The organism is Azospirillum sp. P4_B5, from assembly GCF_056402275.1.
On sequence record NZ_JBFUHT010000067.1, the window covers coordinates 1 to 21,603 of the forward strand.

The following is a 21,603-nucleotide window of genomic DNA, read 5'->3' on the forward strand; positions in this document are numbered from 1 at the left end:
GGCGTTCGCCCGTCCATGGGCTCGGTCGGGGATGCCTACGACAACGCTATGTGCGAGAGCTTCTTCGCGACGCTCGAATGCGAACTGCTCGACCGGCGGCGGTTCCGTTCCCATGCCGAGGCCCGCATCGCCGTCTTCACCTTCATCGAAGGCTGGTACAATCCCCGCCGACGGCACTCCGCTCTCGGCTATCTGTCACCGATCGACTACGAAAGGAGATCCAGCACCGCGGAGTGAAACAAGCCCTAACCCGTCCACCGAGCCGGGGCAACTCCAGGTCGGCGGATTGCATGGTGAGGCGACCGAGGGCCAAACTCATGTCCGCCTTGGGCACGCAATAATCAAACGTCTCGCCGAACGGGATGCGGCGCTGAGCGTCCTTGGGCCGGCGCTGCCCAATGAACACATGGCAGGTGTTCTCGGCCGTCGGGAAGAGCAAGCCTTGCAAGTCTCCGAAATTGATCAGCCGCGAGGGCTGGTAGGCGCTCAGAAGGTGCGAGACGAATGCGGCGCTCGATGGGCCGAGGAACTGGCCGATCGGGAGGATAAAGCAGGCTCGGCCGCCCTCCGCCAGAAAATCGAGCGCACGCAGCGCGTAAGCACCGGCGATCTGGCGGCGGGCGAAAGGCGCGCCGACCCGGCCCGCCCAATCGTCGGCCGAGGTCCGCGCAGCGCCTTCCGGTTCCGCCCACGGCGGGTTGGAGATGATCAGCGAAAAGCGCTTGCCTCCAAAGGCGTGGGTCTCCCGGAAAAAGTCCGCAAAATCGCTCCCGTGGTTCAGGTTCGTCCTTTCCAATGAAGGAAGCTTCACGCCTTCGCGTTCCTGGGCCTCCATGATGTCGGCTGGGTCAAGTCCTTCCAGCAGCGACAGGTAAAGACTGAACGCCGTGACCCGACACGCCATGAAGTTGATGTCGCTGCCGTAGATGTGACGCTTGAGCAGCTCGCCGCGCTCCGCGAAGCTGAGCCGCCGGCCGTTACGGGCCTCCGACAGGGCGATGAGGCGGCGATAGGCGGTCGTAAGCAGAATTCCCGAACCGCAGGCTCCATCGAAAATGGTTTCCGCCAGCGGGTCTGGTGATGCGGCGAAGGCTTGGTCTACAGCCAGTGTGGCAAGATTGCGGGGCGTATAGAAGGCACCGTCCCTGGCCTGCTGTTCGGGCGACAGGAATGACTCATAGAGGCCTGAGAGCAACTCCACGGGGATGTAGCTGAAATCGTAATTCCAGAAATCCCCCTGGCCCGTCCGCATGTCGGTGCGGCGGAGAAACTGGTCGAGAAGGCTGAAGCCATCGCTGGTCAGCACCGCCCAGGGATCATGGCGGTCGTTCCCAAGGAAATCACCGTTGAAATCGGACCGGAGGTGGTCGATCAGCAAGCGGAGACCGTCGCGATTCCCAGCCTCCACAAGACTGTGAAGCTCAGCAACGTTGCGGCGCTCCCGGTAGGTCGGGCCGACGATCTTCCGATGTTCCAGGTAGGACAGGAACAGCACTTGCCCCATGAGCAACTCGGCCAGCCGTCGGCGTGTGCTCTCGCTAGCGACTCCCTGGAACCCGTTCTTAGTGAGTTTGGTAACGGCAGCCGACAGGTTGACGAGCAGTTTGCGGTCCACGCGCGCCTTGACGTCGAACCAGTTCGGAACGCGCCGGGATAGGTTGGCCGAGACGATGTCCAGGGCAGAGAAGGGCCCGTCGGGCCGGGCGTCGTCCAACGAAAGGCGCTCACCCGCCTGACGGATTTTTCGGGCCGGCAAAGCGAGAGCTTGCTTCCCCTTCACCTCGATCACGACGGTTGCGAGGTTCTGGTTCCAGATACGTTTGCGGGCTTCGTCAAGGGCTTGCCGTGTCAGGGGCGCTTTGTCATCGCCGACGAAAACGACCGTTGGAACACCTTCGACATCGAACACGGCCAGAGCGCGAACCGCCCCATCCGGCCTCAGCAGCGTCTTGATCTCAAGTGCGTAGGGGTGCGTATCGGGAATTGCCTCACCGCGGACATGCAGAGAGGCAGGCTCGGCGGCGTAGCCGAGCCTTTCAAGCCAATGCTGCATCGCCGTCATCGCCACTGGGTGTCCTTACAAATGTACGTCACTGAAACTGAACATATTAGGAACGCAGTGTTCTGGAAATAGTTGCAACCTACCATCGAAGGGGACTCGATGACTGTCATGCCGACCGTCTGCGAGCCACCGGCGTTCGTCGGAACATCCGGGCGCTCTGGCTATGGTGTACGTTGGGCAACGAGAAGAGGTCGAGTTGACCGGATGTGCCAGTCGCGTCAGGAAGAGCAAAGCCGTCACGCAGCACTAGGAGATGCGGGTCGAGCCGGATCAGGAGCATATCCTCTTCCAGATACGTGACATCCGCTTCGACAAGCCTCCAACTGCCGTCTGAGTTCAGGGCCAGACGCTGTCCCCAAAGTGCGATGAACGACTTGGTTTGGAACACCTTTTTGAGGCTCGCGAACGACGCCTTATGCGCTTCAAGGCCGAGATTGAACCGGTCCCGCAAAAGGACGGCAATCCTGAGTATAAGGATCGTCTGCCAACTGAATTTAGCTGGTGAGCCCTTCTTCTTGGGCGGCACGTCGGCAGGCACCAGCGCGCGGCGGCAGGTCCATTCCCGAAGCTTTTCAGTCGAGAGTCCCGTCAATTGGGAGGCGACCGAGGTCGTAACAAAGCGCAGGGCAGCCTCCGTTCAGAACGGGTAACGCACCCGACCTCCGTTGAAGAATGGGTATCAAACCCGATGTCCTGCGTCAACACTGAGCACTGTCAAGCCAAGCCTAACACGAATGGCTAGGAAAACTGACGCCGCCGCAGCCGACGGCATTGCAGAACCTGCCAATGGTGAACGTTGCCAACATTGGTGTGTTGCTGGTCGAGACCCTGCACGCGGTGACCGCTTTCCCACCAATCCAAACCGGCCTTGCTGCACACGGCAGGTAGCTCCACCATCGAGATCGGTCAGCCGCCGGTGCTGCCTTTCCGACCACGCAGGCGCGCGACGGCGCCGCGCGCGGCCAACAGGCGCTCCCCGTAGCGGGCCGGCATGCGCGGGCTGGTCCAGCCGCCGGCGTTCATGACGGCCAGCAGGTCCTCGCCGGCGGCGATCAGATCCTGGGCGGTGCCGACGCGGGTGGAATGGGCCGAGTAGCCGCGCGTCACCAGCCCGATCTGTCCGGCACGCTCCTTGACGATGCGCGCCACCGACGCCGTGGTCAGCGTCTCCCCGTAGCCGCGCCGCGCCAGATGGCGGAACAGCAGAGGAGACGGGGCGGCCACCGTCTTGGTCACCGGGTCGGGCGCGGCGTCGATGCCGCGGCGCCAGGCGTCCAGGGCCTCGACCGTCTCGGGGGACAGCCAGGCCACCCTGCCCTCCCCTTTCTGGTCGGTCTTGGAGCGGCGGATCAGGATGGTGGCGCTGCCGTCCTCGGCCACCGCCAGATCCTCCCAGCGCAGCGCCACCAGCTCGGCGGCGCGGGCCAGGCTGTCGCGGGCAGTCAGCAGCAGCGCGATGTCGCGCCGCGCCCGCAGACTGGGTGATTGCGCCGGATCGACCGGGGTCAGCGCGTCGATGATCGCGGCGATCTCCGTGCCGCCGACCGGCTTGGCCTGCAACTGGCGGACCCCCAGCTCGTTGGCGTGGGCGCGCCGTGCCATCCGCACGTGCAGGGTCTTGCAGGGGTTTGGCGCCTCGGCGGCGGCGTGCCACATGGCGATGCTGGCGAGGTAGCGCTCAACGGTCGCCGGCTTGCGGCTCTTCCCGATGTCCTCGACGAAGGCGACGACGGTCGCCGGCTCGGCCGGCAGCCAGCACAAGCCGCGCGCCTCGCACCAGCGGCTGAAGACGCGGCGGTCGCTGTGCAGCGCCGCCAGCGTGCGCGGCGCCMGGGCGCCGCGGCCGGCCTGGTGCAGGAAGATCTGCAGCCGCTCGATCAGCTGCGCCTGCTCCGGCGGCAGCAGGTCCGCCGCCCTGCCCGCTCCATCGATGCGTTCGGCGACCGGCGCCGGACGGTCACTCACCGGCGGGGTCCGGGACCGAACAGGCGGTCCAGCTCGTCGCGCAGGTCGATCATGTCCTCGATCCAATCAGCCAGATAGAAGGTACCGACGCCGTCGACCAGCATGAGGATTTCGGCGTTGTCGTCGTTCCAAACGCGCAGGATGCGTTCGGTGACGCGCTCCACGTAGAGAGCGGAATAGAGGGACGGCAGCCCGACGGCGTCGCACAGGCCGCTGACGGCGGTGCGGACGCGGCGGGCCGCCCGTGGTGCCTTGCCACCGCAGGATACCGTCACCGCACCGTGGCCGTCGCGGTAGGCCATGAGCCAGGGCGGATCGTCGACGGCGCTCCGTTCGGGCACGCCCGTCGCTTGGGACAGGAGGGCGAGCGCATCGGCGATGCGCTGATCGTCTGTGCGGTCGAGAGCCCGGCGTCCGGTGCGGCTGGCCATCTCAGAACAGCTTTCCGCCGCGACCACTCAGCAGATCCCCACGCACGCTCTGTCCAAAAAAGTCGCAGTGCTCGGCGGCGTAAGCGACGATCTCCTCACCGTTCTTGACACAAGCGCGGATGACCTCGGCGTCAGCAAGCCGGTTCCAGGTCACCTCAGCGTTGTTGCCGAGCCCGACCACCGCGATCTCCTTCACCGACCGGTCGCTGAGGAAAGCATGCATGGTGGCCACCGACGCCGACGGGTCGACGCACAGCAGCTCATCCGGCTTCGGCGCATCGGAAAACTCCCTATGGCCGCGCCGGAACCCGATCAGGATCTTCCTCAGCACCGGCCGCACCACGGCATCGGGACAGGAGGCTGCGGAAAGGTCGGCGGGGCTGTCGGTCATCATGGGCTCCGGAAGGGACGGAAGGGCGCCGACGCGGCGGCGATCCGGGCGGAATCCTAGGCGGATGTACCAATGCACGAAATAATGAGAATCTACATCCCATTATTGCTCGGTTCCTGGGGCGGCGGCCATTTGAATAATGCCATTTATCGTGAGAAAATAGCACGTTTTCATGAGAATAGCTGGACGCCGTGGGCATGCCCATACCGGAGCCAGATTTCGACCCCGATGCCTGGGACGAGGCGAAGCGGCGTTTCGCTGTTTGCCGGGCGTTGGCCGGGGTGCGCCGGACCTTGCCGATGGTTCAGGAGGCGGCTGACCGACTCGGCCTTTCCGTCTCGCAATTCTACCGCCTGCTCGACCAGTACGAACACGATCCCACGGTCAAGGCCATGCTCCCGGGACGGCGCGGGCCGAAGGTCGGTCACCACCGCCTGCCCAGTGAGACCGAGGGGCTGATTGGCCGTGAGATTGCGAACTTCTACGAAACGCGCGAAAGCCCTTCCCTCAAGGACCTTTACGAGCATATCGGGGCCAAACTCCAAGAAGCCGGCCTGCCGCAGGTCGACACCCGCACCATCCGGCGCCGTGTCGCCAAGAAGAGCAAGCGGGACCTAGCCAAACCTCGCGAAGGCGCGAAACGGGCCGCCGCCCTCTATGGTCCCATAAAGGGCCACTTGGAGAGCACGCGCCAGTTGGAAATTGTTCAAATGGACCACACGCAGGTGGACGTCATGGTGGTCGACGAGACCACGCGCCTGCCTGTCCACACGCGCCCTTGGCTCACCGTGCTCATCGACGTGGCGAGCCGCATGGTCGTCGGCTTCTATCTGTCATTCGACCGGCCGAACGCCCGCTCGGTCGCCATGGCCATCGCCCATGGCGTGCTGCCCAAGACCGATTACTGCAATCGTGTCGGCGTGCAGTCGCCTTACCCCGTCGCGGGGTTGCCGCGCGTGCTGCATCTCGACAACGCGAAGGAGTTCAAGTCCACCGTCATCAAGCAGGCTTGCGAGAATTTCGGCATCACGCTCGCCTACCGGCCGCCGGCGACGCCGCGCTTCGGCGGGCACGTGGAGCGGCTGATTGGAACGCTCATGCAGGCCGCCCACCTGCTTCCGGGCACCACCAAGTCGAATCCGCGTGAGCGCGGCGACTACAAATCCGAAACCTGGGCATCCATGACGCTGTCGGAGCTGGAGCACTGGTTGGCTCTGGAGATCATCGACAAGTACCACAACCGGGTTCATGAGAGTCTGGGCGTTTCGCCTCTTCACCGCTGGCACACGCTGTCGCAGGCACCGGATTCGGAAGTCCGCCATCCCAATGATCCTGAAAACTTCTTCCGTTGGTTTCTCCCGGAGGAGCATCGCTGCGTCGGGCGTCACGGCGTCGAGATCAATGGCCTTGTCTACCGTGACGACATCCTCAACCGGCTGGTGAAGGACGGCAAGCGCCACCGCTTCAAATACGATCCCTGGGACGCGACCCGGGTCTGGTACGTGACGCCGGCCGGTGAATGGCACCCCGTGCGATGCGAACAGCTTGATCTGCCCGTTATGAGCCTCTGGGAGGTGAAAGCCGTCCGCAAGGCTCTTCGGCTTCAGGGGCGGCAAAACTCCAACCCCAAGGTGATCCGCGACGCGGTGCTGGCGCAACGCCGCATCATTGAGAATGCGGCGGTCGCTTCGCGCAAGGCAAGGGCGCTTGCCCAGAAGATCCCGGATCGAGCCGCTATTCCACAGTCCCCGCCCGAGGTGGCTGAACCGCTCCCCGCGCCGCCTGCAGGCGGCACTACGGCTATTGATTTCGACGCCATCGACCTGCCCCTGCTGCCGGGGCGCGTCGAACGGTGGGACGACTGGGACGGTGACTGACATGGAGGACTACGGGCACATCGCCCCCGATTTCCGTGCGGTTGCCGCCAAGGAGGCCGACGATCGCATCGCCTTTATCCTCCAGGACCGCTGGATCGGGCACCCGCGCGCCGACGAGGTTCTGGGACGCATCCGCATGGCGCAACAGACCTATGGCCGCGGGCGCCCCTTGAGCTTGCTCATCGTGGGGGAGAGCGGCATCGGTAAGACGATGATCCGCACCAAGTACCAGCGCGACCAGCGCGTGACCTGGCAGGAACGGACCGGTGTCCGCCGTCAGCCGGTCCTCAGTTTCCAAATGCCTCCCGAGCCCCTGGAGGCGAAGTTCTTCAAGGCCGCTCTCGATGCGCTCGACGCGCCGGCCGAGAACTTCAGCCGGACCCGCACGGTTCAGGATAGCGCCGTAAGTCTGCTCCGGCTGGTCAAGGTCGAACTGCTCATGGTCGATGAGATCCAGAACGTCTTCGCCGGCACCGCACGGCAGCAGCGACTCTTCCTCAACAATCTGCGCTGGTTGATCAACGAGCTGCGGTTGCCGATCGTGGTCTTCGGCACTGTGGAGGCGCTCGACGTGTTCGGCGGCGATGACCAGCTCCAGCGCCGGTTCCAGGCGGTTCGCATGGTGAACTGGTTTGACGACCTTGCCGGCTTCAAGCAGTTCGTGGTGCTGATGGAGCGGACCCTGCCGCTGCGGAAATCGGGGGAACTCGGCACCGGCGACGCATTGAAAGTGCTGCTGGAGGCTTCGGAGGGGATCACCAGCAATCTCTGCCGGCTCATCGAAGATGCCGCCGTCGCGGCGATCCGGGACGGTGACGAGCGCGTCACAGTTCGTCTCCTTCGTGAAATCGTGGGACGCCACCATGGAGCGGTTGCCTAAGCTGCCTGTTGCTCCGCCGCCTTTGCCGGGCGAGTTGCTCATCGCATGGATCGCCAGGCTGGCGGCCATCTACCATCAAGACCCCCAAGGTTTTCTCGACGAGGTCGTCAGTCGGCCCGCCATCCGCGATACCTACTGGCTCTGGGGAGACCCGGCCTGGGCTCCGCACCTGCCTTGGACCTCACCACGGGGCTCCAAAGGCGATGTGTGGTGGCTGGACGCGTTCGCCCTCGATCGTCTCTACGGTGCTACCGGGGTGCCGCCGGCCACGCTCAGCGCCATGGCCCCACAAGCCTGGGATTTCGTCTCCGGGCGGGTGGTCCGGGCGACCTTCCTGGGGCCGGTTGGTCTTTGTCCGCAGTGCCTCGCGGAGGATGTCCGCAGGCACCGACCGCCGTTCGTGCGCCGGGATTGGGCCGTGGCGTGGGGCACGATGTGCCAGCAGCATCGACGCCCTCTGATCGCCTGCTCGAACGGCGAAGTCGCCGGTCTTGCAGCCCTGGCGGAACGCCACCGGCATCTCCTCCCGTTTGTGCGTAACGATCGGACCGTATGCCGGGTGATGCCCGGCGTGTCGTCCGATCCCCATTGGATCGAGGACTGTTCCGGCCCCGGCATGGCGGAGCTCTGGCGGTACGGCGGGTCGCGCCAACACTATCTGGAACTCTTCGCCACGTCGCCCACCGGCGATGCCGGCCGGCCGATCGCCGCGCTGTGGGCCGCCGACGGCGACGAACATGGCCCGACAATCCGCGACCTGTGCGCGTTTGAAGCGGCGATGGCGCGATCGATCACAGCGCCTCACCGGAATCCCGGCCAGGGGGTTCGAGGATCGGGGGCTATCTTCCTTACCGGCGTTGTGGATCTCTGCCTGATCCTGGAAAGCCGATTTCTGGATTTTCCGGGATTTTTCAAACACGCGGCTCCGCTTTCCGCGCAGGGAACATCCCTCAGCCGCGTGATGGGCAGCATCATCCTGGAGGCTGGGGTGAGCCGCCTGAAGTGCGCCACCCGAAGGGCGCGGCCAACCGCAAACTCCGCCCTTTCATGGCCGGCGGTCTACGGCGCTCATGTGCTGCGCGGCCGAGCATGGCTGGGGGCGACAGGCGACCCGGAGGGGGTGTTGGACCGTCTGGTTCGCAATGCCGTGCTCGCCTCCATCGTGTTCGATAGGATGCTGCCTCAGGGCTTCGGCTCGACTCATTCGTCACCTGTCGCCGCACGGGCCATCATATCCGGGATGGTGGAGCGGTCCCGTTACATCACTATGGCGGGCCGGATCAGGCGCCGGTTTGCCGGCGAAGCGACAGACCAAATGACGGGCAGAGCGCCAAAGACCACCTTCATGGTTAACGACAGTCGGAAGATATTGAATCGCTTGTTTGACGATGTTGTGGCGGTCTGTCCACAATCGGTCAGCACGACAATCAGTTGAAATTATAAGATTAAGCGGGATTATGCCTGCGATTCGCATGCCCACAGGTCCTCTGAGGAGAGAAAATTTTGTGGCTTAGGTTCTTTTATTGTTGTCTCGGAGACAAGCCCGCGAAAGAGGGATCATTGGCAACGGCGTTGAAGACGTGATTTGGTCGGTCCTGTGTTTCCTTTCAAGGCCGAAACAGAACCCAAGCAAGGCCTCACGCGTTCTGAAAAGTCAACAAGATTGCCCTATTGTCCAGTTCCATCAGTAACTAGAAAACGATCGTTTGGCCGCCTGTACAGTCCGTTTGAACAGGCAGGCGCGACAGCGCGCACCGCGGCTTCAGCCCTTCCGCAGCTTGGCCATCAACGCCGCGCGCATCGCGTCGCGATCCGGCGCCTGCTCCAGCAGGCGTACCATCATCGACTCGACAAACGGCAACGTCGGCTTGACTGGCGCGAAAGCTGCCGGAACCCGATATTGCCCGTTCACCAAAGAGCATCGCCTTTCGGATCGCAACAAAGGCGATGCATCCAATTGAACTCTTTTGCCGTTACCTGCAAGCTGAAGTGTGAAGGCGGTGGTCATTGGAAACGTTGAACGGCCGCACCCACGACGTGCCCAAAGCCAATCATGCGCATGCGTCTATTCCTGCTGCTCGCCTTGGTCATGCTGCCGCTGCTGGGCTTCGAGATTGCGGCGCAGATCGATCTGCGCCGCGACCGAGCGGCGGATGTCCGGCGAGAGGCCGAACGGCTGCTCGACCTGATCCAGGCTGAACAGCGCCGCATCGTCGCGGATGTCGAACATGTCCTCGTGGCCATGGCGGAGACAGGCGTCGCGGCGACCGGCACCGAGAACTGCCAAGCCGTCATGGATCGTCTCAAGCGACGCTATCCAGCCTACCTCACCATCGAGATCACCGGCCTGGACGGAATCATCCGGTGCACCACCGACCGCCGCACGGCCGGTGCCCATATCGGGGACCGCGACAACGTCCGGCGCGCGCTCGAAACCGGCGGTTTCGTCGTCGGGGGCTACCGCATCGCCCAGGGCATCGGCCGCCCCATCCTGAGCTTTGGCTTGCCGTACTCCGACCCGGATGGCCGGCCGGCTGGTGTCGTCACCGCTCTGATCGACGTTCAGTGGCTCTCGGAATACCTCGCAGACAAACCGCTTCCGCCGGGTGCCACGGTTCTCTTGGCGGATCGGAACGGCGTCATCCTGGCGCAGGCTCCCGAGCTGCAGGACATGACCGGCCAGCCCTTACCCGCACCATACCGCTTCATGCAGGAGAATGACCGGCGCGGAACGGTCGAGATGGAAGGGCTGGATGGCGTCGTCCGCATCATCGCCTACTCGCCGGTCGAAGCTGACCCCCATGGGCTGATGCTCTGGGTTGGGATCGCCAAGGCCCAGGCCATGATGCCCGTCGAACACGCCATGCTGCGGTCGCTGGCGATCCTCGCGGCGGTGCTCGTTCTCTCGGGTCTGCTTGGCGTCTGGGGTGTCAGCCGCTTTGTCCGGCTCCAAAGGCAGGCCGAGGCAACGAGGCAGCGGATGGCCGAGGTGTTGGAAAGCACCCACGACGCCATCCTTGAGGTGGATCACAGCTGGCGGTTTACCTTCCTCAACGAACGGGCGAAGTCGCTCATCGCCCGAGGGCATGACGTTGATGGACTCACGCTGCTCGAAGCGTTCCCCACGCTGGCAGGCACCGACACGTGGCGGCGGCTCGCCCATGTCATGGAACACCGAGACGCCTGCGAACTCAGCCATCGCGACAGCCGGAACGGCCGATACTACGCGGTGCGGGCCTTTCCGTCCCGCACGGGGATGGCTCTGTACCTGCAAGACATCACGGAACGTGAGGACGCGGCGCGAGAACGGGATCGTCTGGCCCAACACTTGGACGAGGAACGGTTGCTGCTCAAGTCCGTTCTGACGCACCTGCCGTCCGGGGTTCTGGCGGTGTCCGCTCCTTCCGGGCGCCCGCTGCTGCACAATGAGGCCGCCGAACGGCTCATGGGTCACGCGGTGGGGCATGGCGAGACGATCACGGACTATGCGGCGCGGCACGCCCAGCACACAGACGGAACGCCCTACCGTCCGGAGGACCATCCGCTGGCCCGTGCGCTTCGCCAAGGCATGGCGATCGACCAGGAAGAGTTGCTTCACGTCCGCGCTGACGGTCGGTTGACGAGCTTCGCGGTGAGCGCCGCACCGGTCCGTGACGCCGCGGGCCGCATCCTCATGGCGATCTGCACGTTCCAGGACATCTCCGAGCGACGGCGGATGGATGAAGCGCTGCTCTCCGCCAAGGAGCGTCTGGCTCTGGCGCTCGAAGCGGCGCAGGCCGGCAGCTACGATGTCGACCTGAAGACCGGCGAGTCGGTGTGGTCCAAGGAACTCTACCGTGTTCTGGGGCTCGATCCATCCGCGTACCCGGCGACAATGGCCAGCTGGATCGGCACTCTGCACCCGGATGATCGCGAACGGGTTCTGGCGGAACGGTCCAAGGTTGTGACAGGCCGGTTGCCGCAGATGCGGCTGGAATACCGCGTCGTACGCCCCGACGGTTCCGTTCGCTGGCTGGAGGCCGTGTGCCGCATCGTCCGTGCCGATGACGGCACGCCGCTGCATCTGACCGGCTTGGAAATCGACGTCACCGACCGCCACGCCATGGAAGACCAATTGCAGCGCGCCAAGATAGAGGCGGAACGGGCGAACCTGTCCAAGTCGAAGTTCCTGGCCGCCGCCAGCCACGACCTTCGGCAACCGATGCAATCCATGTTTCTCTTCGCCGGAGTCCTGCGCGGCCATGTTCATGACCCGCGCGGTCAGCACGCACTGGGCATGCTGGTGCGGGGGCTGGACGCACTCCAAGGGCTGCTGGACAGCCTGCTCGATGTTTCGCGCCTGGACGCGGAAACCATCCACCCCAACCTCGAAAGCACCATGCTGCGTCCGCTTCTTGAGCAAATTGGCGCGCTGCACGCGCCGGTCGCCGAAAGCAAGGGGCTGGCGCTGCACCTGGACATGCGGTGCGACGGTGCGGTGCGCACCGACCGCCACCTGCTGGCGCGCATGGTGCGCAACCTCCTGGAGAACGCCCTCCGCTACACCGACCATGGTTTCGTCCGCCTGTCGTGCGAGGCTGTGGACGGGTGGGCCCGCATTGCGGTGCAGGACAGCGGCATCGGCATCGCGGCCAACCAGATGGAGCTGATCTTCGAGGAGTTCCACCAGGTGGGCAACCCGGGGCGCGACCGCAGCCAGGGGCTTGGCCTGGGGCTGTCCATCGTGCAGCGCCTGTCCAAGCTCCTTGGCCATCCCGTCACGGTGTCGTCGACACCGGCGGTCGGATCGACGTTCACCGTGGATGTGCCGCTCGCCGACGCGCCCCCCGACCGTCCGGCCACTCCCTGCAAAGCCCGCTCGATCGACGGTGCCGGACGGCTGGCGGTGCTGGTGGACGACGATGCCATCGTGTTGTCCGGTCTCCAGGCCATCTTCCGGGATTGGGGCTACGAGACCCTGGTCGGCTTGAACGCCGATGACGCGGTGGAGCGCCTGAAGGAGGCGGGGCGCGCGCCGGATGTGATCGTCGCCGACTACCGTCTACAGGGAGGGAACACGGGCATCCAGGCGATTCACCGCCTTCGCGACTGCGTCGGTGCGGACGTTCCCGGCATCCTCCTCACCGGCGAATCGGGAACGGAGTGGCAGCGCGAAGCCGCCGAACATGGTCTCGGCGTTGTCATCAAACCGGCAACGCCCCAGCAACTTGGGGAGGCTCTGACGCGTTTTCCCAAAACGGCCGCATGGCTCAAAGGACGGCAGGAGGGCTGAGGCGCACCGGCCGAGTGCCCGCCACCGGCTACGGATCCGGGGATCGGACCGCTGTCAACACTGTCTGCCGGACGAGGCCGACAGCCTCTGCCAGAGCCCGTTCGAGGCCGTCGCGACCGTACGGTTTGGGCAGGGTCACCGCACCGGGATGCGAAAAGCTGGAATAGCCCGTTGCCATGACGATGGCGAGGCCGGGCTGCCGCCGCCGCGCCTCGTCGGCCAACTCGCTGCCCGACAAGCCCGGCAACCCCACATCGGTCAGCAGCACATCGACCGGCCCGCGGCCCAGCACCTCTATAGCTTCTGCGGCATCGCCTGCCTCGAGCGCGTCATGACCGAGGTCGGCCAGCATGTCCAGCGTGGCCAGGCGCACCAACGCGTCGTCCTCGACCACCAGGATCGAGAGGCGCTGGCGCGGCGGCGTTACAGCGTCGGGCATCGCTGGAGCGGGCGCACCCAACACCTGGCGCATCTTGGCCGCCAACGCCTCGCGGCTGAAGGGTTTGCTCAACAGCGACACGCCCTCGTCCAGCCGTCCATGGTGGACAATGGCGTTGGCGGTGTAGCCGGAGGTGAACAGGACCCTGAGGGCCGGGCAGACCTCCTGCGCCCGCCGCGCGAAGTCACGTGCGTTGATCGTCCCGGGCATCACCACGTCGGTGAAGAGCAGATCCGCCCTGGCGCCACTGTCCAGGAGGTTCAGAGCCGCCTCGGCGTTGGCCGCCTCAATGGTGCGGTAGCCCAGCGAGCGCACCAGCGCGATGGTGGCGGCACGGACATCGGAATCGTCCTCCACCACCAGAACACGCTCGGAGCCGCCGCGGATGTCGGTTGTTCCGCCCGGCTGTTCCTGCTCCGCTGCCCGAACGCGCGGCAGGTAGATCTTGACGGTCGTGCCATGCCCCACTTCGCTGTAGACCTTCACATGGCCGCCGGACTGCTTGACGAAGCCGTGGATCATGCTGAGACCCAAGCCCGTCCCTTCGCCAACGGGCTTGGTGGTGAAGAACGGTTCGAACACCCGCTCCATGACATCGGGCGGTATGCCGCCGCCGGTGTCGCTGACCGCCACCAGCACGTACTGGCCCGCCGTGACCTCGGAGTGGCGGGCGGCATAGGCGTCGTCCAACTGAGCGTTGCCCGCCTCGATGGTCAGCTTGCCATGCCCATGCATGGCGTCGCGCGCGTTCACCGCCAGGTTCAGGATGGCGTTTTCCAACTGGCTCACATCAACGCTGGTGTTCCACAGACCGTCGGCGACGATCGTCTCGATCTCGATGGACTCGCCCAGCGTGCGCCGCAGCAGGTCGGTCATGGCTTGCACAACGCGGTCGACATTGACAACCGTTGGGTTGAGCGGCTGGCGGCGCGCGAAGGTAAGCAAGCGCGCGGCCAGCGTCGCCGCCCGGTCCACAGCAGCCAACGCGTTGCCGACCAGCGACAGCTCCTCGTCGCCCAGGGCGCGGGCGCGCAGCAACTGCAGGTTCGCGCCGATGATCTGGAGGTGATTGTTGAAGTCGTGCGCGATGCCGCCGGTCAGTTGGCCCACAGCCTCCATCTTCTGGGACTGGAAAAGTGCCGCACGGGTCTCTTCCAAGACCTCTTGCGCCCGCTTGCGCTCCGTGATGTCGCGGGTGACCTTGGCAAATCCAATCAGCTTTCCAGTGTCGTCACGGATGGGATCGATGAGGACGTGCGCCCAAAAGCGCGCGCCGTCCTTGCGAACCCGCCAACCTTCCGCCTCGAACTTCCCTTCGTTCAAGGCGATGGAGAGCGCCCGCTCCGGCACTCCGGCACGCTGATCGTCGTCGGTGTAGAAGTGGGAGAAATGCCTGCCGATGATCTCTGCGGCCGCATAGCCTTTGAACCGTTGCGCACCTGGATTCCAGCTGGTCACGATCCCTTGAGGATCGAGCATGTAGATGGCGTAATCGTGGACGCTGTTGACGAGCAGTTCGAATCGCCGCTCGCCGGACAACGGCTCCCCGCCAACGCCGGTCGGCAACTCACTCTCCACCAAGATTCTCCAAAGCACATTGAACCATAGTTGGCACCCTATCGCTGTTGGTGACGCCGTTCAACGAAACCGGCCTCCGGGAACCCCAGAGTTGTTCACTGCGACGGACGGTCTGTGGGCCTCTTGCGGATTTCCTGGAGTGAACTTCCAGTCACGTGTTTTGTGTTTGGCCCGCGAGGAGTGAGGTTCGCCTTCTTCAACCGTGGATCGGGAACGGTGCGGTTGCGCCGCACCCCATGAGGTCCGTAGCATAGATTGACGGTGGGCGCAGAGAGCAATGGCTGACCCGAATTTCAGATCCCAGCGTCGCACCGTCTCCTAGGACTCATCGATGCCACGCTCCGCCAGAAGCTCCTCAACATCCCGGCAGCTCAACGTGAACCGGAGATAAAGCCAAATCGCGAGCAGGATGACGGCGGGAGGGAACTGATGGCGGGCATACGAAATCGGCAACATCCGAGTAGGAAAATGCCGCGACCCGCGGGCCGCCATCGGTCTCGTGACAACGCCCCTATAGGCCAAGGGAGTCACAGGTGCACCAACAGCGCTACGGTTTTTCAAGGTGCCCAGTTGAACCAGGGCAAGGTCGGCCATGTCATTGAAATTAAGCAAATTAGTCCAAGACCACCGTGATCGGTACAAACATCTTCCTCCAACATCGCCAAGCCAACCGGCGAAAGTGGTGACTGACGACAGCAGCATTCAAGGCCGACACCGGAAAATCCCTACATGCGTGGTGCGGGCACTTACTCGTGCGCTCATGTCTGCGACGGGGCCTTAACGCTCATCGGACAAGGTATGCGCTATTGTGTGATTGCGTGACCGAATCGCTATGTTAAGTGTGATGATCACATTGCTTAGCCGCCGACCCATGATGAGGACGCAGTATGAAGCATTTTGAGAAGGAATCGATTGTGGTTGATGGCGATGTTCTTACGAAAGTTGAATTTCAGCGATTTGAGCATGTTCCCGTACCTGCGTGCCTTCTGGATGCTGACGGTATGGTGCTGCAACACAATCGGCGGGCCGCCGAGCTTTTGAACGGCACGGCGGTGTTGACAGTCCCTGGCGACCGGAGGTTAGGAGCTTGGCGGCTCTACACTCCCGATGGCCAACCCCTGCAATCGAACGAGACGCCCGTTGCCGAGGCCCTGCGCAGCGGTGTTCCAAAACACGACGTCGAATTGCAGCTGGAACGCCTTGATGGCACCCGGCGGTGGGTGCTGCTCGGGTCCGTCCAAGATACGTGTAAAAATAGGTCACAAGGGCACTTCGAAGGGAAGAGGCATTGGATTGAGCGGCCCCGGTAAGTCGTTCATGTCAAGGACGTACTGGCCGAAGCGGCGGACATGCTCGCGCGTGTAGGGGCTGAGGCGGGCAACGAGGTCCGGGGTGACGGCGATGCCGTCCGCGGCCATGGAGGACAGAACCGTGGTCAGGTCGGTGACGTTGGACAGCATGATCGTGTTGGCGACGAGGCTGGCGTATTTGAGTTGCTTGTCCTGCTCGACCGGATCGCCGCTCTTGATCACCGGTCCGCCGAAGGACACCCAGTCGAGAAAGTCGTTGTAGGACTCGATCTTGGTCGTCTCGGCGTGGATGCTCTGGCGGATGTCCGCGTTGGAGATGAAGCGTAAGAGAAAGAGCGTGCGCTCGACCCGGCCCAGTTCGCGGAACGCCCGGGACAGGCGGTTCTTCCGGCTGTAGGTGCCGAGCTTGCGCAGCAGCATCGACGGCAGGATCCGGCCGGCCTGGATCGAGAGCGCCACCTGCATCATGTCCGGCCAATGCTTGGTGATCAGCGCCCAGTCGATCTCACGGCTGAACAGAGCGTCGATGTGCTGGTATCGGACGGCGTTGTCCGGGCGGTAGAAGGCGACGTCGGCCCAGCTGCGCATGCGCGGCATCAGCGTGATGCCCAAAAGGCGGCACAGGCCGAAAACAGGCTCGCTTTGCCCCTGGGTATCGGCATGGAGGATATCCGGCTGCAGGACCGATCGATTCTTCAAAAGGGCGTCGAGGATGTGGACCGCCTCCCAGACGCCACAGGGAATGAAGGTGGTGAACAGCGCGATGTAGCTGTCGGCGATGTGGTGGTAGGCGATGCCGCCGTAGCCGCCATACCGGATGTGGCGGGAACCGAGCAGGTTGTTCTCGCGCAGCTTCACGTGCGTGCCGTCGGCGATCGCCGCCCGGCCGTCGCCCCAACAGCGCGGCAGGCCGAAGCGGGTGTATTGGCCGATCACGTCGGCCATCGCCGCCTCCAGCTTGTCGGCGTCGATGTGCTGGGCGTTGATCCGGCGCAGCGCCGGCGCGGTGGCGATGTCGGGCGCGTGGCGGGCGGTCTGGACGGGACCGAGGTTGCAGCCGTAGCCGAAGACGGCGAAGAGATAGCGCCGCACGGCATTGGCCAGCTTGGGGTCGGATCTGGACGGCGGGCCGAAGTGGCGGGTATAGCCGCTCCAGTGCTCGGTGTGCTTGAGAATGTCGAGCAGATGGCGTTCGGGCATGCGGGCGCGGATCTCCCGTTCGAAGTCCGCCAGGCCGTCCGGCTCGCGGGCCGCCCGCGGCTTTTTCAGGTGGGGCGTGCCGTCGGCGTCGAGCGACAGCTCGGTGTTGTCGGGGAAGCCGGCGTCCACATCGGCGGCGGTTTGGGTCAACTCGTCCTTCAGCCGGGCAACGAAAGCCTCGGCGCTTTCCGGGATGTCCAGGAGACGGCAGTAGGCGGCCAGCCGTGGCGCACACTCCGGCCAGGGCAGCAGCTGATCGCGGTAGTCGGCGAACGCCTCGGCACCGACGACGTACACATCCCCGGCCTGAAGAGCATCGGCCAAGTGAATGAAGACGCAGACCTCCAGGGCGCGCCGGTCGATGGCCGGACTCCCCGAACCGCGTTTGACAACGAAGCTGCGCCACCGTTGCGAAGCAAAGCCGAAGTCGAGGTCGTTCGGCAGGTCGTCGCGGCGCGACTGGCGGTGCTCCGCCACCATCGCCAACGCGTCCAACAGGCTGCGATCCTGGGTCGCGGACCGGATGTCCATCAGGTCGACCAGACGGAACAGCAGGCTGCGGGTGCGGGCATGGATGGGCCAGAGCAACGGCAGGTCGTTGTTGCCGTGCCAGGCGGTGACGGTCTCGCACTGCTCGGTAAGCCGGTCGATGCCGCCTTGCTCGGTCAGCAGGGTCCGGACGTGCTGTCCAAAAGCGGCGTCGGCTTTCTCGGCTTTCGCCGTGGCAAGCACGCGGCCGAAAAGGCCGATCAGCCGCTCTTCAAGCTCGCGGTTCTCGTCCTGGAGAGCGGCGAGCCTTTCCTTGGCCGCCGCCTGGGTGCGCCGAACGCGGCGGATCAGCATCTCGATCAACTCGTCGTGGCAGCGGGTGCGGGCTTGGCGGGTCAGGCTGAGCAGCAGGGTGTGCCGCTTGCCCCGCTGGCTCATGTCCAGAAGCTCACCGGGTTCCAAGGCGGCGGCCTCCGCCGCGAACTGGCGGAGCTTGGTGTGGGAAATCCCCTCCAACAGCGCCCCGGGATCGGGCAGACCGATCAGCCAGCCCAGGCGGTCAGTCCACAGGGCGATGGTTTCCAAACGCGCCGGCCCGGGCGTCTGCTTGAGGCGGGTGAAGGGCGTGGTGGTGCCATCGGGAGGCACGGTCAGCAACGTGTCGAGCGCCGCCATGCTTTCCGCCGACAGCCGCGCCGCGACCCGCTCGTACATCCGCTCGTGAACCCGGCCGCGCAGGTGGTTGACCAGCCGGTCGAGGGTGCTGAACGCCGGCAAGTCGATCCGCGCGTCGCGCAACGCCTCGATGGCCCGGTTGATCAGGTCGGCGGGGTCGCTCATGGTTTCGGCCGCTTCGAGCACGGTGTTCGTGACCAGGACCTCTCCGGCATCGGGATAGGACGCGACCCCGAGATGGGCGCGAACCGCCGCCCGGTAGCGGTAAAGGGTTCTTTTCCCGCTGTCCTCGGGCAAGAGAAGCGGCGGAGCCGTCAAACCGAGCTGCCCGGCCAAATGCGTGACGATGCCGGCATCGACCTCCGCGAGCGCCGGAAAGACCCCAAGATCAAGGCGCGTCTTCAGGATCGTTGCCAGCGTCAGGCGGCCTGCCTCGCCGCGGGCGGCGGCCCGAAGGAAGGCATGATCCGCCTCGCTCAAGTCATACCGGGTCTGCAGTTCCTCGCGCGTCAATCGCTCCCCTGGGCGCGGGTAAGCGGTGCGGTCCATGGCCGTCATCAGGGTGTCCAAAAAAGGCGGCGCCGAAGAGGCGAAAAGGCGGGTAGGATTTCAAGGGGATAGGGAGTAGCGATTTCCTGTCCGCAAAGGAACGCCTTGTTGGACGGGACCGTCATGCCTGCTGGCCGCCGCACCGCGCTGTACCTGCGCGTCTCGACCGCTGATCAGAAGCCGGACCTGCAATATGACGGGTTGTATGGCTACGCCGAGCGGGCCGGTCTGGTCATCGTCGGCGACTACTGCGATGTCGCCGTGTCCGGCCGACGTGAAGGACGCCCGCAGATGAACGCGCTGATGGCCGCCGCGCGAAAGCGTGAGTTCGACTGTGTGCTCGTCTGGAAGTTCGACCGCTTCGCCCGCAACACGCGCCACCTGCTGATGGCGCTGGAGGAGTTCCGGCACCTCGGCGTGCGCTTCATCAGCGTCCAGGATCAGATCGACACCGACAGCCCTGCGGGCCGGGCCATGTTCACCATCATCGGGGCCATGGCCGAACTGGAATCCGCGCTGATCAGCGAGCGTGTCACCGCTGGCATGAAGGCCGCCAAAGCCCGAGGCAAACACCTGGGGCGTCCGCCGATCCGCCGAGCGGTGGTCGCTGAGATTGAGGCTCTCGCCGCCTCAACAAACCTCAGCATCCGGCAGATCCACGACAGGATCGACGGCAAGGCCAGCCGCGGCATCGTCGGAGAGATCACCAAGCGCATCCGCTCGGAGCGGCCAACCGCCTTGTGACCTATTTTTACACGTATCTTGGACGGACCCGGTCCAAGGCGCCGAGTTGTCGCCAGGCCGCTTCTTCATCGCTGTGTTGAGTACGTCAACGACCCGGTCCCACGGCTGAGCCGGTCGCAGGCGCCGCACGATGGGCAGGAACTCGTCAGCACCGGCGATGACCCGCTCGCTCAGGCGCTCGTCGCGCGCTCGAGCGACACGGCGGCGGATCAGCGGATCGCCGGAGATCAGGCCGGGGTTGCCCGGCTGCCTGCCGAGCGCCTTGGCCGCCCGTACGCCGGCCTTGGTGCGCTCACGGATGAGGGAGCGCTCAAACTCGGCCACTGCACCGAGGATCTGCAGAGTGAATTTGCCTTGTGGGCTGCCGGTGTCGATGGGATCGCCCAGCGATTTGAAGGCCACCCCTTTGCGCTCCAGCGTCTCGATGATCTCCAGCAGATGGGCGAGCGAGCGGGCCAGCCGGTCGATGCGCGCCACCGCCAGCGTGTCGCCCTTACGGAGGCGGGCCAGCACGGCCTTGAGCTGCGGGCGCTCCCGGTCGGCACCGGAGGCATTCTCGCGGACGATCTCGGTGCAGCCGAACCGCTTCAGCTCGAGGAACTGCGCCTCGGTGGATTGGTCCTCGGTGGAGACGCGCGCGTAGCCGATCAGCGCCATGGCCTGCCTTCTTCCATCCGCCGAAGCGGCGGTTACCCAAGTCGTATCGCGAGAACTCGAGGTTTTCAAGATTTGCAAAGGCTGCCAACCGGGCGGTTGAAAACCAGCGGAAAAGATTTGGCCCCCAAACCGCCGTCCAGGAACGACCGGAAGCCAGCCCATGGCGAGGGGCAGCAGGCGGGTGATGGCGCCGTCGAAAGCACCGAAAACTGGGGTTCGCTTGGTTGTCGCAGAGAGAACAGGCATTGATGAAACAGGTCGGGCCCAAGAGAGGCAAAGGCGCTCTGACTTGTCGCCTGATCCACCCGCAGCATTTCGCATCATTAGCCCGGAAAAACAGGACTGGTGATCACAAGAAGCGGCTCAAACGCCGCTTTTCACCTGATTAACCCAGCAACGACAGTCGATCTCGGCGGCGGCGGTGCGGTTCTAAACCGATCCACTCTCTTCTAAACGGATCTGGTCTGCAAAACGCCGGTCGGGCCGGGGCGGAAGCCGCGGAAAGCCGGCTTCTAAACTGATCCACCCGACAACGACAAACCGACACCTGGGCGGAGGCTGCGAAAATCCGGCCTCTAAGCTGTAACAGCAAGCCACGACAGACGGCAGCAAACACTCTGTTTAGTATCATCTTTGAACAAAATCGTTTGGAATCAACGACTTATCAGTTCAGGGATAGAGTGGATGGAGTGCGAAAATCAGGAAAGAAGTCAGCTGTCGCTGTCGCTTTCTCCTGAAAACTTTTTCTGAAAATTTTGAACGTTAAATACAGCGATTCTGCAAGAGTGACCAATCGGAGTGACCCCATAACATATTAATATAAATAGGTATTTTTTGAGGAAAACGTCCAATTGCAAACCGTACATGTCAAACGACTTCAGGAACTGGTCCTTCCGCGTTTTTGGTGCAGCAGAATGACTGGAGCGCTGCCGTTGATGCGGCCTCCAGAACCCGATGACGCAGCAGGTCGAACTTGGCGCGGCCGCACATGGTTCGCTTGATGGTCTTCAAGCGGCTGATTTGTCCCTCCACCGGCCCGGTGCTCCACGGCAGCGATAGCGCCGTGCGGATCGCCGCGAGATCA

At 64.2% G+C, this 21,603-nt stretch carries 16 protein-coding genes and 1 pseudogene; 6 read left to right on the forward strand and 11 right to left on the reverse strand.

The genetic code is table 11. The features are described from left to right. Window positions 1–237 (forward strand): integrase core domain-containing protein (locus tag AC1DVI_RS29880; protein ID WP_476961055.1); only part of this gene is annotated, 237 nt, incomplete at its 5' end. Here AC1DVI_RS29880 and AC1DVI_RS29885 read toward each other — a convergent pair. From AC1DVI_RS29885 to AC1DVI_RS29905, 5 genes are all read right to left on the reverse strand, one after another. Further along, window positions 143–2,062: an HsdM family class I SAM-dependent methyltransferase gene (locus AC1DVI_RS29885; RefSeq protein ID WP_476961056.1), complete on the reverse strand. Its 1,920-nt coding sequence runs from the start codon at window positions 2,060–2,062 to the stop codon at window positions 143–145. The two genes, AC1DVI_RS29880 and AC1DVI_RS29885, sit on opposite strands and share 95 nt — an antisense overlap. A 106-nt stretch (window positions 2,063–2,168) precedes the next feature. Beyond that, complete coding sequence (locus tag AC1DVI_RS29890; RefSeq protein ID WP_476961057.1) at window positions 2,169–2,654, reverse strand: hypothetical protein; 486 nt, start codon at window positions 2,652–2,654, stop codon at window positions 2,169–2,171. 314 nt (window positions 2,655–2,968) lie between these two features. Next, window positions 2,969–4,027, reverse strand: coding sequence for a tyrosine-type recombinase/integrase (locus AC1DVI_RS29895; RefSeq protein ID WP_476961058.1), 1,059 nt, complete (start codon window positions 4,025–4,027; stop codon window positions 2,969–2,971). Beyond that, the gene (locus tag AC1DVI_RS29900) at window positions 4,024–4,458 is read right to left on the reverse strand and encodes a hypothetical protein (RefSeq protein WP_476961059.1); all 435 of its coding nucleotides are present in this window, start codon (window positions 4,456–4,458) and stop codon (window positions 4,024–4,026) included. The genes AC1DVI_RS29895 and AC1DVI_RS29900 overlap by 4 nt, the downstream gene beginning before the upstream one ends. Before the next feature lies 1 nt (window position 4,459). Continuing rightward, window positions 4,460–4,849, reverse strand: a complete 390-nt coding sequence (locus AC1DVI_RS29905) for a hypothetical protein (protein ID WP_476961060.1) — start codon at window positions 4,847–4,849, stop codon at window positions 4,460–4,462. 197 nt (window positions 4,850–5,046) lie between these two features. Between AC1DVI_RS29905 and AC1DVI_RS29910 the strand changes: the two genes are divergently transcribed. From AC1DVI_RS29910 to AC1DVI_RS29920, 3 genes are read left to right on the forward strand one after another with little or no spacing between them, the layout of a single operon-like run. Then, window positions 5,047–6,726, forward strand: coding sequence for a transposase (locus AC1DVI_RS29910; RefSeq protein WP_476961061.1), 1,680 nt, complete (start codon window positions 5,047–5,049; stop codon window positions 6,724–6,726). Window position 6,727: 1 nt separating this feature from the next. Then, the gene (locus AC1DVI_RS29915) at window positions 6,728–7,606 is read left to right on the forward strand and encodes a TniB family NTP-binding protein (RefSeq protein ID WP_476961062.1); all 879 of its coding nucleotides are present in this window, start codon (window positions 6,728–6,730) and stop codon (window positions 7,604–7,606) included. Next, window positions 7,590–9,041 (forward strand): TniQ family protein, encoded by a 1,452-nt coding sequence (locus tag AC1DVI_RS29920; protein WP_476961063.1) that lies wholly within the window; start codon window positions 7,590–7,592, stop codon window positions 9,039–9,041. The genes AC1DVI_RS29915 and AC1DVI_RS29920 overlap by 17 nt, the downstream gene beginning before the upstream one ends. Before the next feature lie 327 nt (window positions 9,042–9,368). On the opposite strand, the gene AC1DVI_RS29925 is transcribed toward AC1DVI_RS29920, so the two are convergent. Further along, window positions 9,369–9,614, reverse strand: a complete 246-nt coding sequence (locus AC1DVI_RS29925; protein ID WP_476961064.1) for a hypothetical protein — start codon at window positions 9,612–9,614, stop codon at window positions 9,369–9,371. 45 nt (window positions 9,615–9,659) lie between these two features. On the opposite strand from AC1DVI_RS29925, the gene AC1DVI_RS29930 reads away from it, so the two are divergent. Continuing rightward, window positions 9,660–12,878 carry a PAS domain-containing protein gene (locus AC1DVI_RS29930; protein WP_476961065.1) on the forward strand — a complete coding sequence of 1,073 codons (3,219 nt, stop codon included), beginning with the start codon at window positions 9,660–9,662 and terminating at the stop codon, window positions 12,876–12,878. 28 nt (window positions 12,879–12,906) lie between these two features. On the opposite strand, the gene AC1DVI_RS29935 is transcribed toward AC1DVI_RS29930, so the two are convergent. From AC1DVI_RS29935 to AC1DVI_RS29945, 3 genes and pseudogenes are all read right to left on the reverse strand, one after another. Next, a complete protein-coding gene (locus AC1DVI_RS29935) occupies window positions 12,907–14,883 on the reverse strand; it encodes a response regulator (protein ID WP_476961066.1) in 1,977 nt (658 codons plus the stop codon). 333 nt (window positions 14,884–15,216) lie between these two features. Continuing rightward, window positions 15,217–15,351: pseudogene (locus AC1DVI_RS29940) on the reverse strand (IS6 family transposase); the annotation flags it as partial. Between the two features lie 803 nt (window positions 15,352–16,154). After that, window positions 16,155–19,127, reverse strand: a complete 2,973-nt coding sequence (locus AC1DVI_RS29945; RefSeq protein WP_476961067.1) for a Tn3 family transposase — start codon at window positions 19,125–19,127, stop codon at window positions 16,155–16,157. Between the two features lie 99 nt (window positions 19,128–19,226). Between AC1DVI_RS29945 and AC1DVI_RS29950 the strand changes: the two genes are divergently transcribed. Continuing rightward, complete coding sequence (locus tag AC1DVI_RS29950; protein ID WP_476961068.1) at window positions 19,227–19,862, forward strand: recombinase family protein; 636 nt, start codon at window positions 19,227–19,229, stop codon at window positions 19,860–19,862. Here AC1DVI_RS29950 and AC1DVI_RS29955 read toward each other — a convergent pair. Next, the gene (locus AC1DVI_RS29955; protein ID WP_476961069.1) at window positions 19,749–20,519 is read right to left on the reverse strand and encodes a recombinase family protein; all 771 of its coding nucleotides are present in this window, start codon (window positions 20,517–20,519) and stop codon (window positions 19,749–19,751) included. The genes AC1DVI_RS29950 and AC1DVI_RS29955 overlap by 114 nt on opposite strands. Before the next feature lie 867 nt (window positions 20,520–21,386). After that, window positions 21,387–21,603, reverse strand: a 217-nt coding sequence (locus AC1DVI_RS29960; protein WP_476961070.1) for a hypothetical protein, incomplete at its 5' end; no start/stop codon positions are given.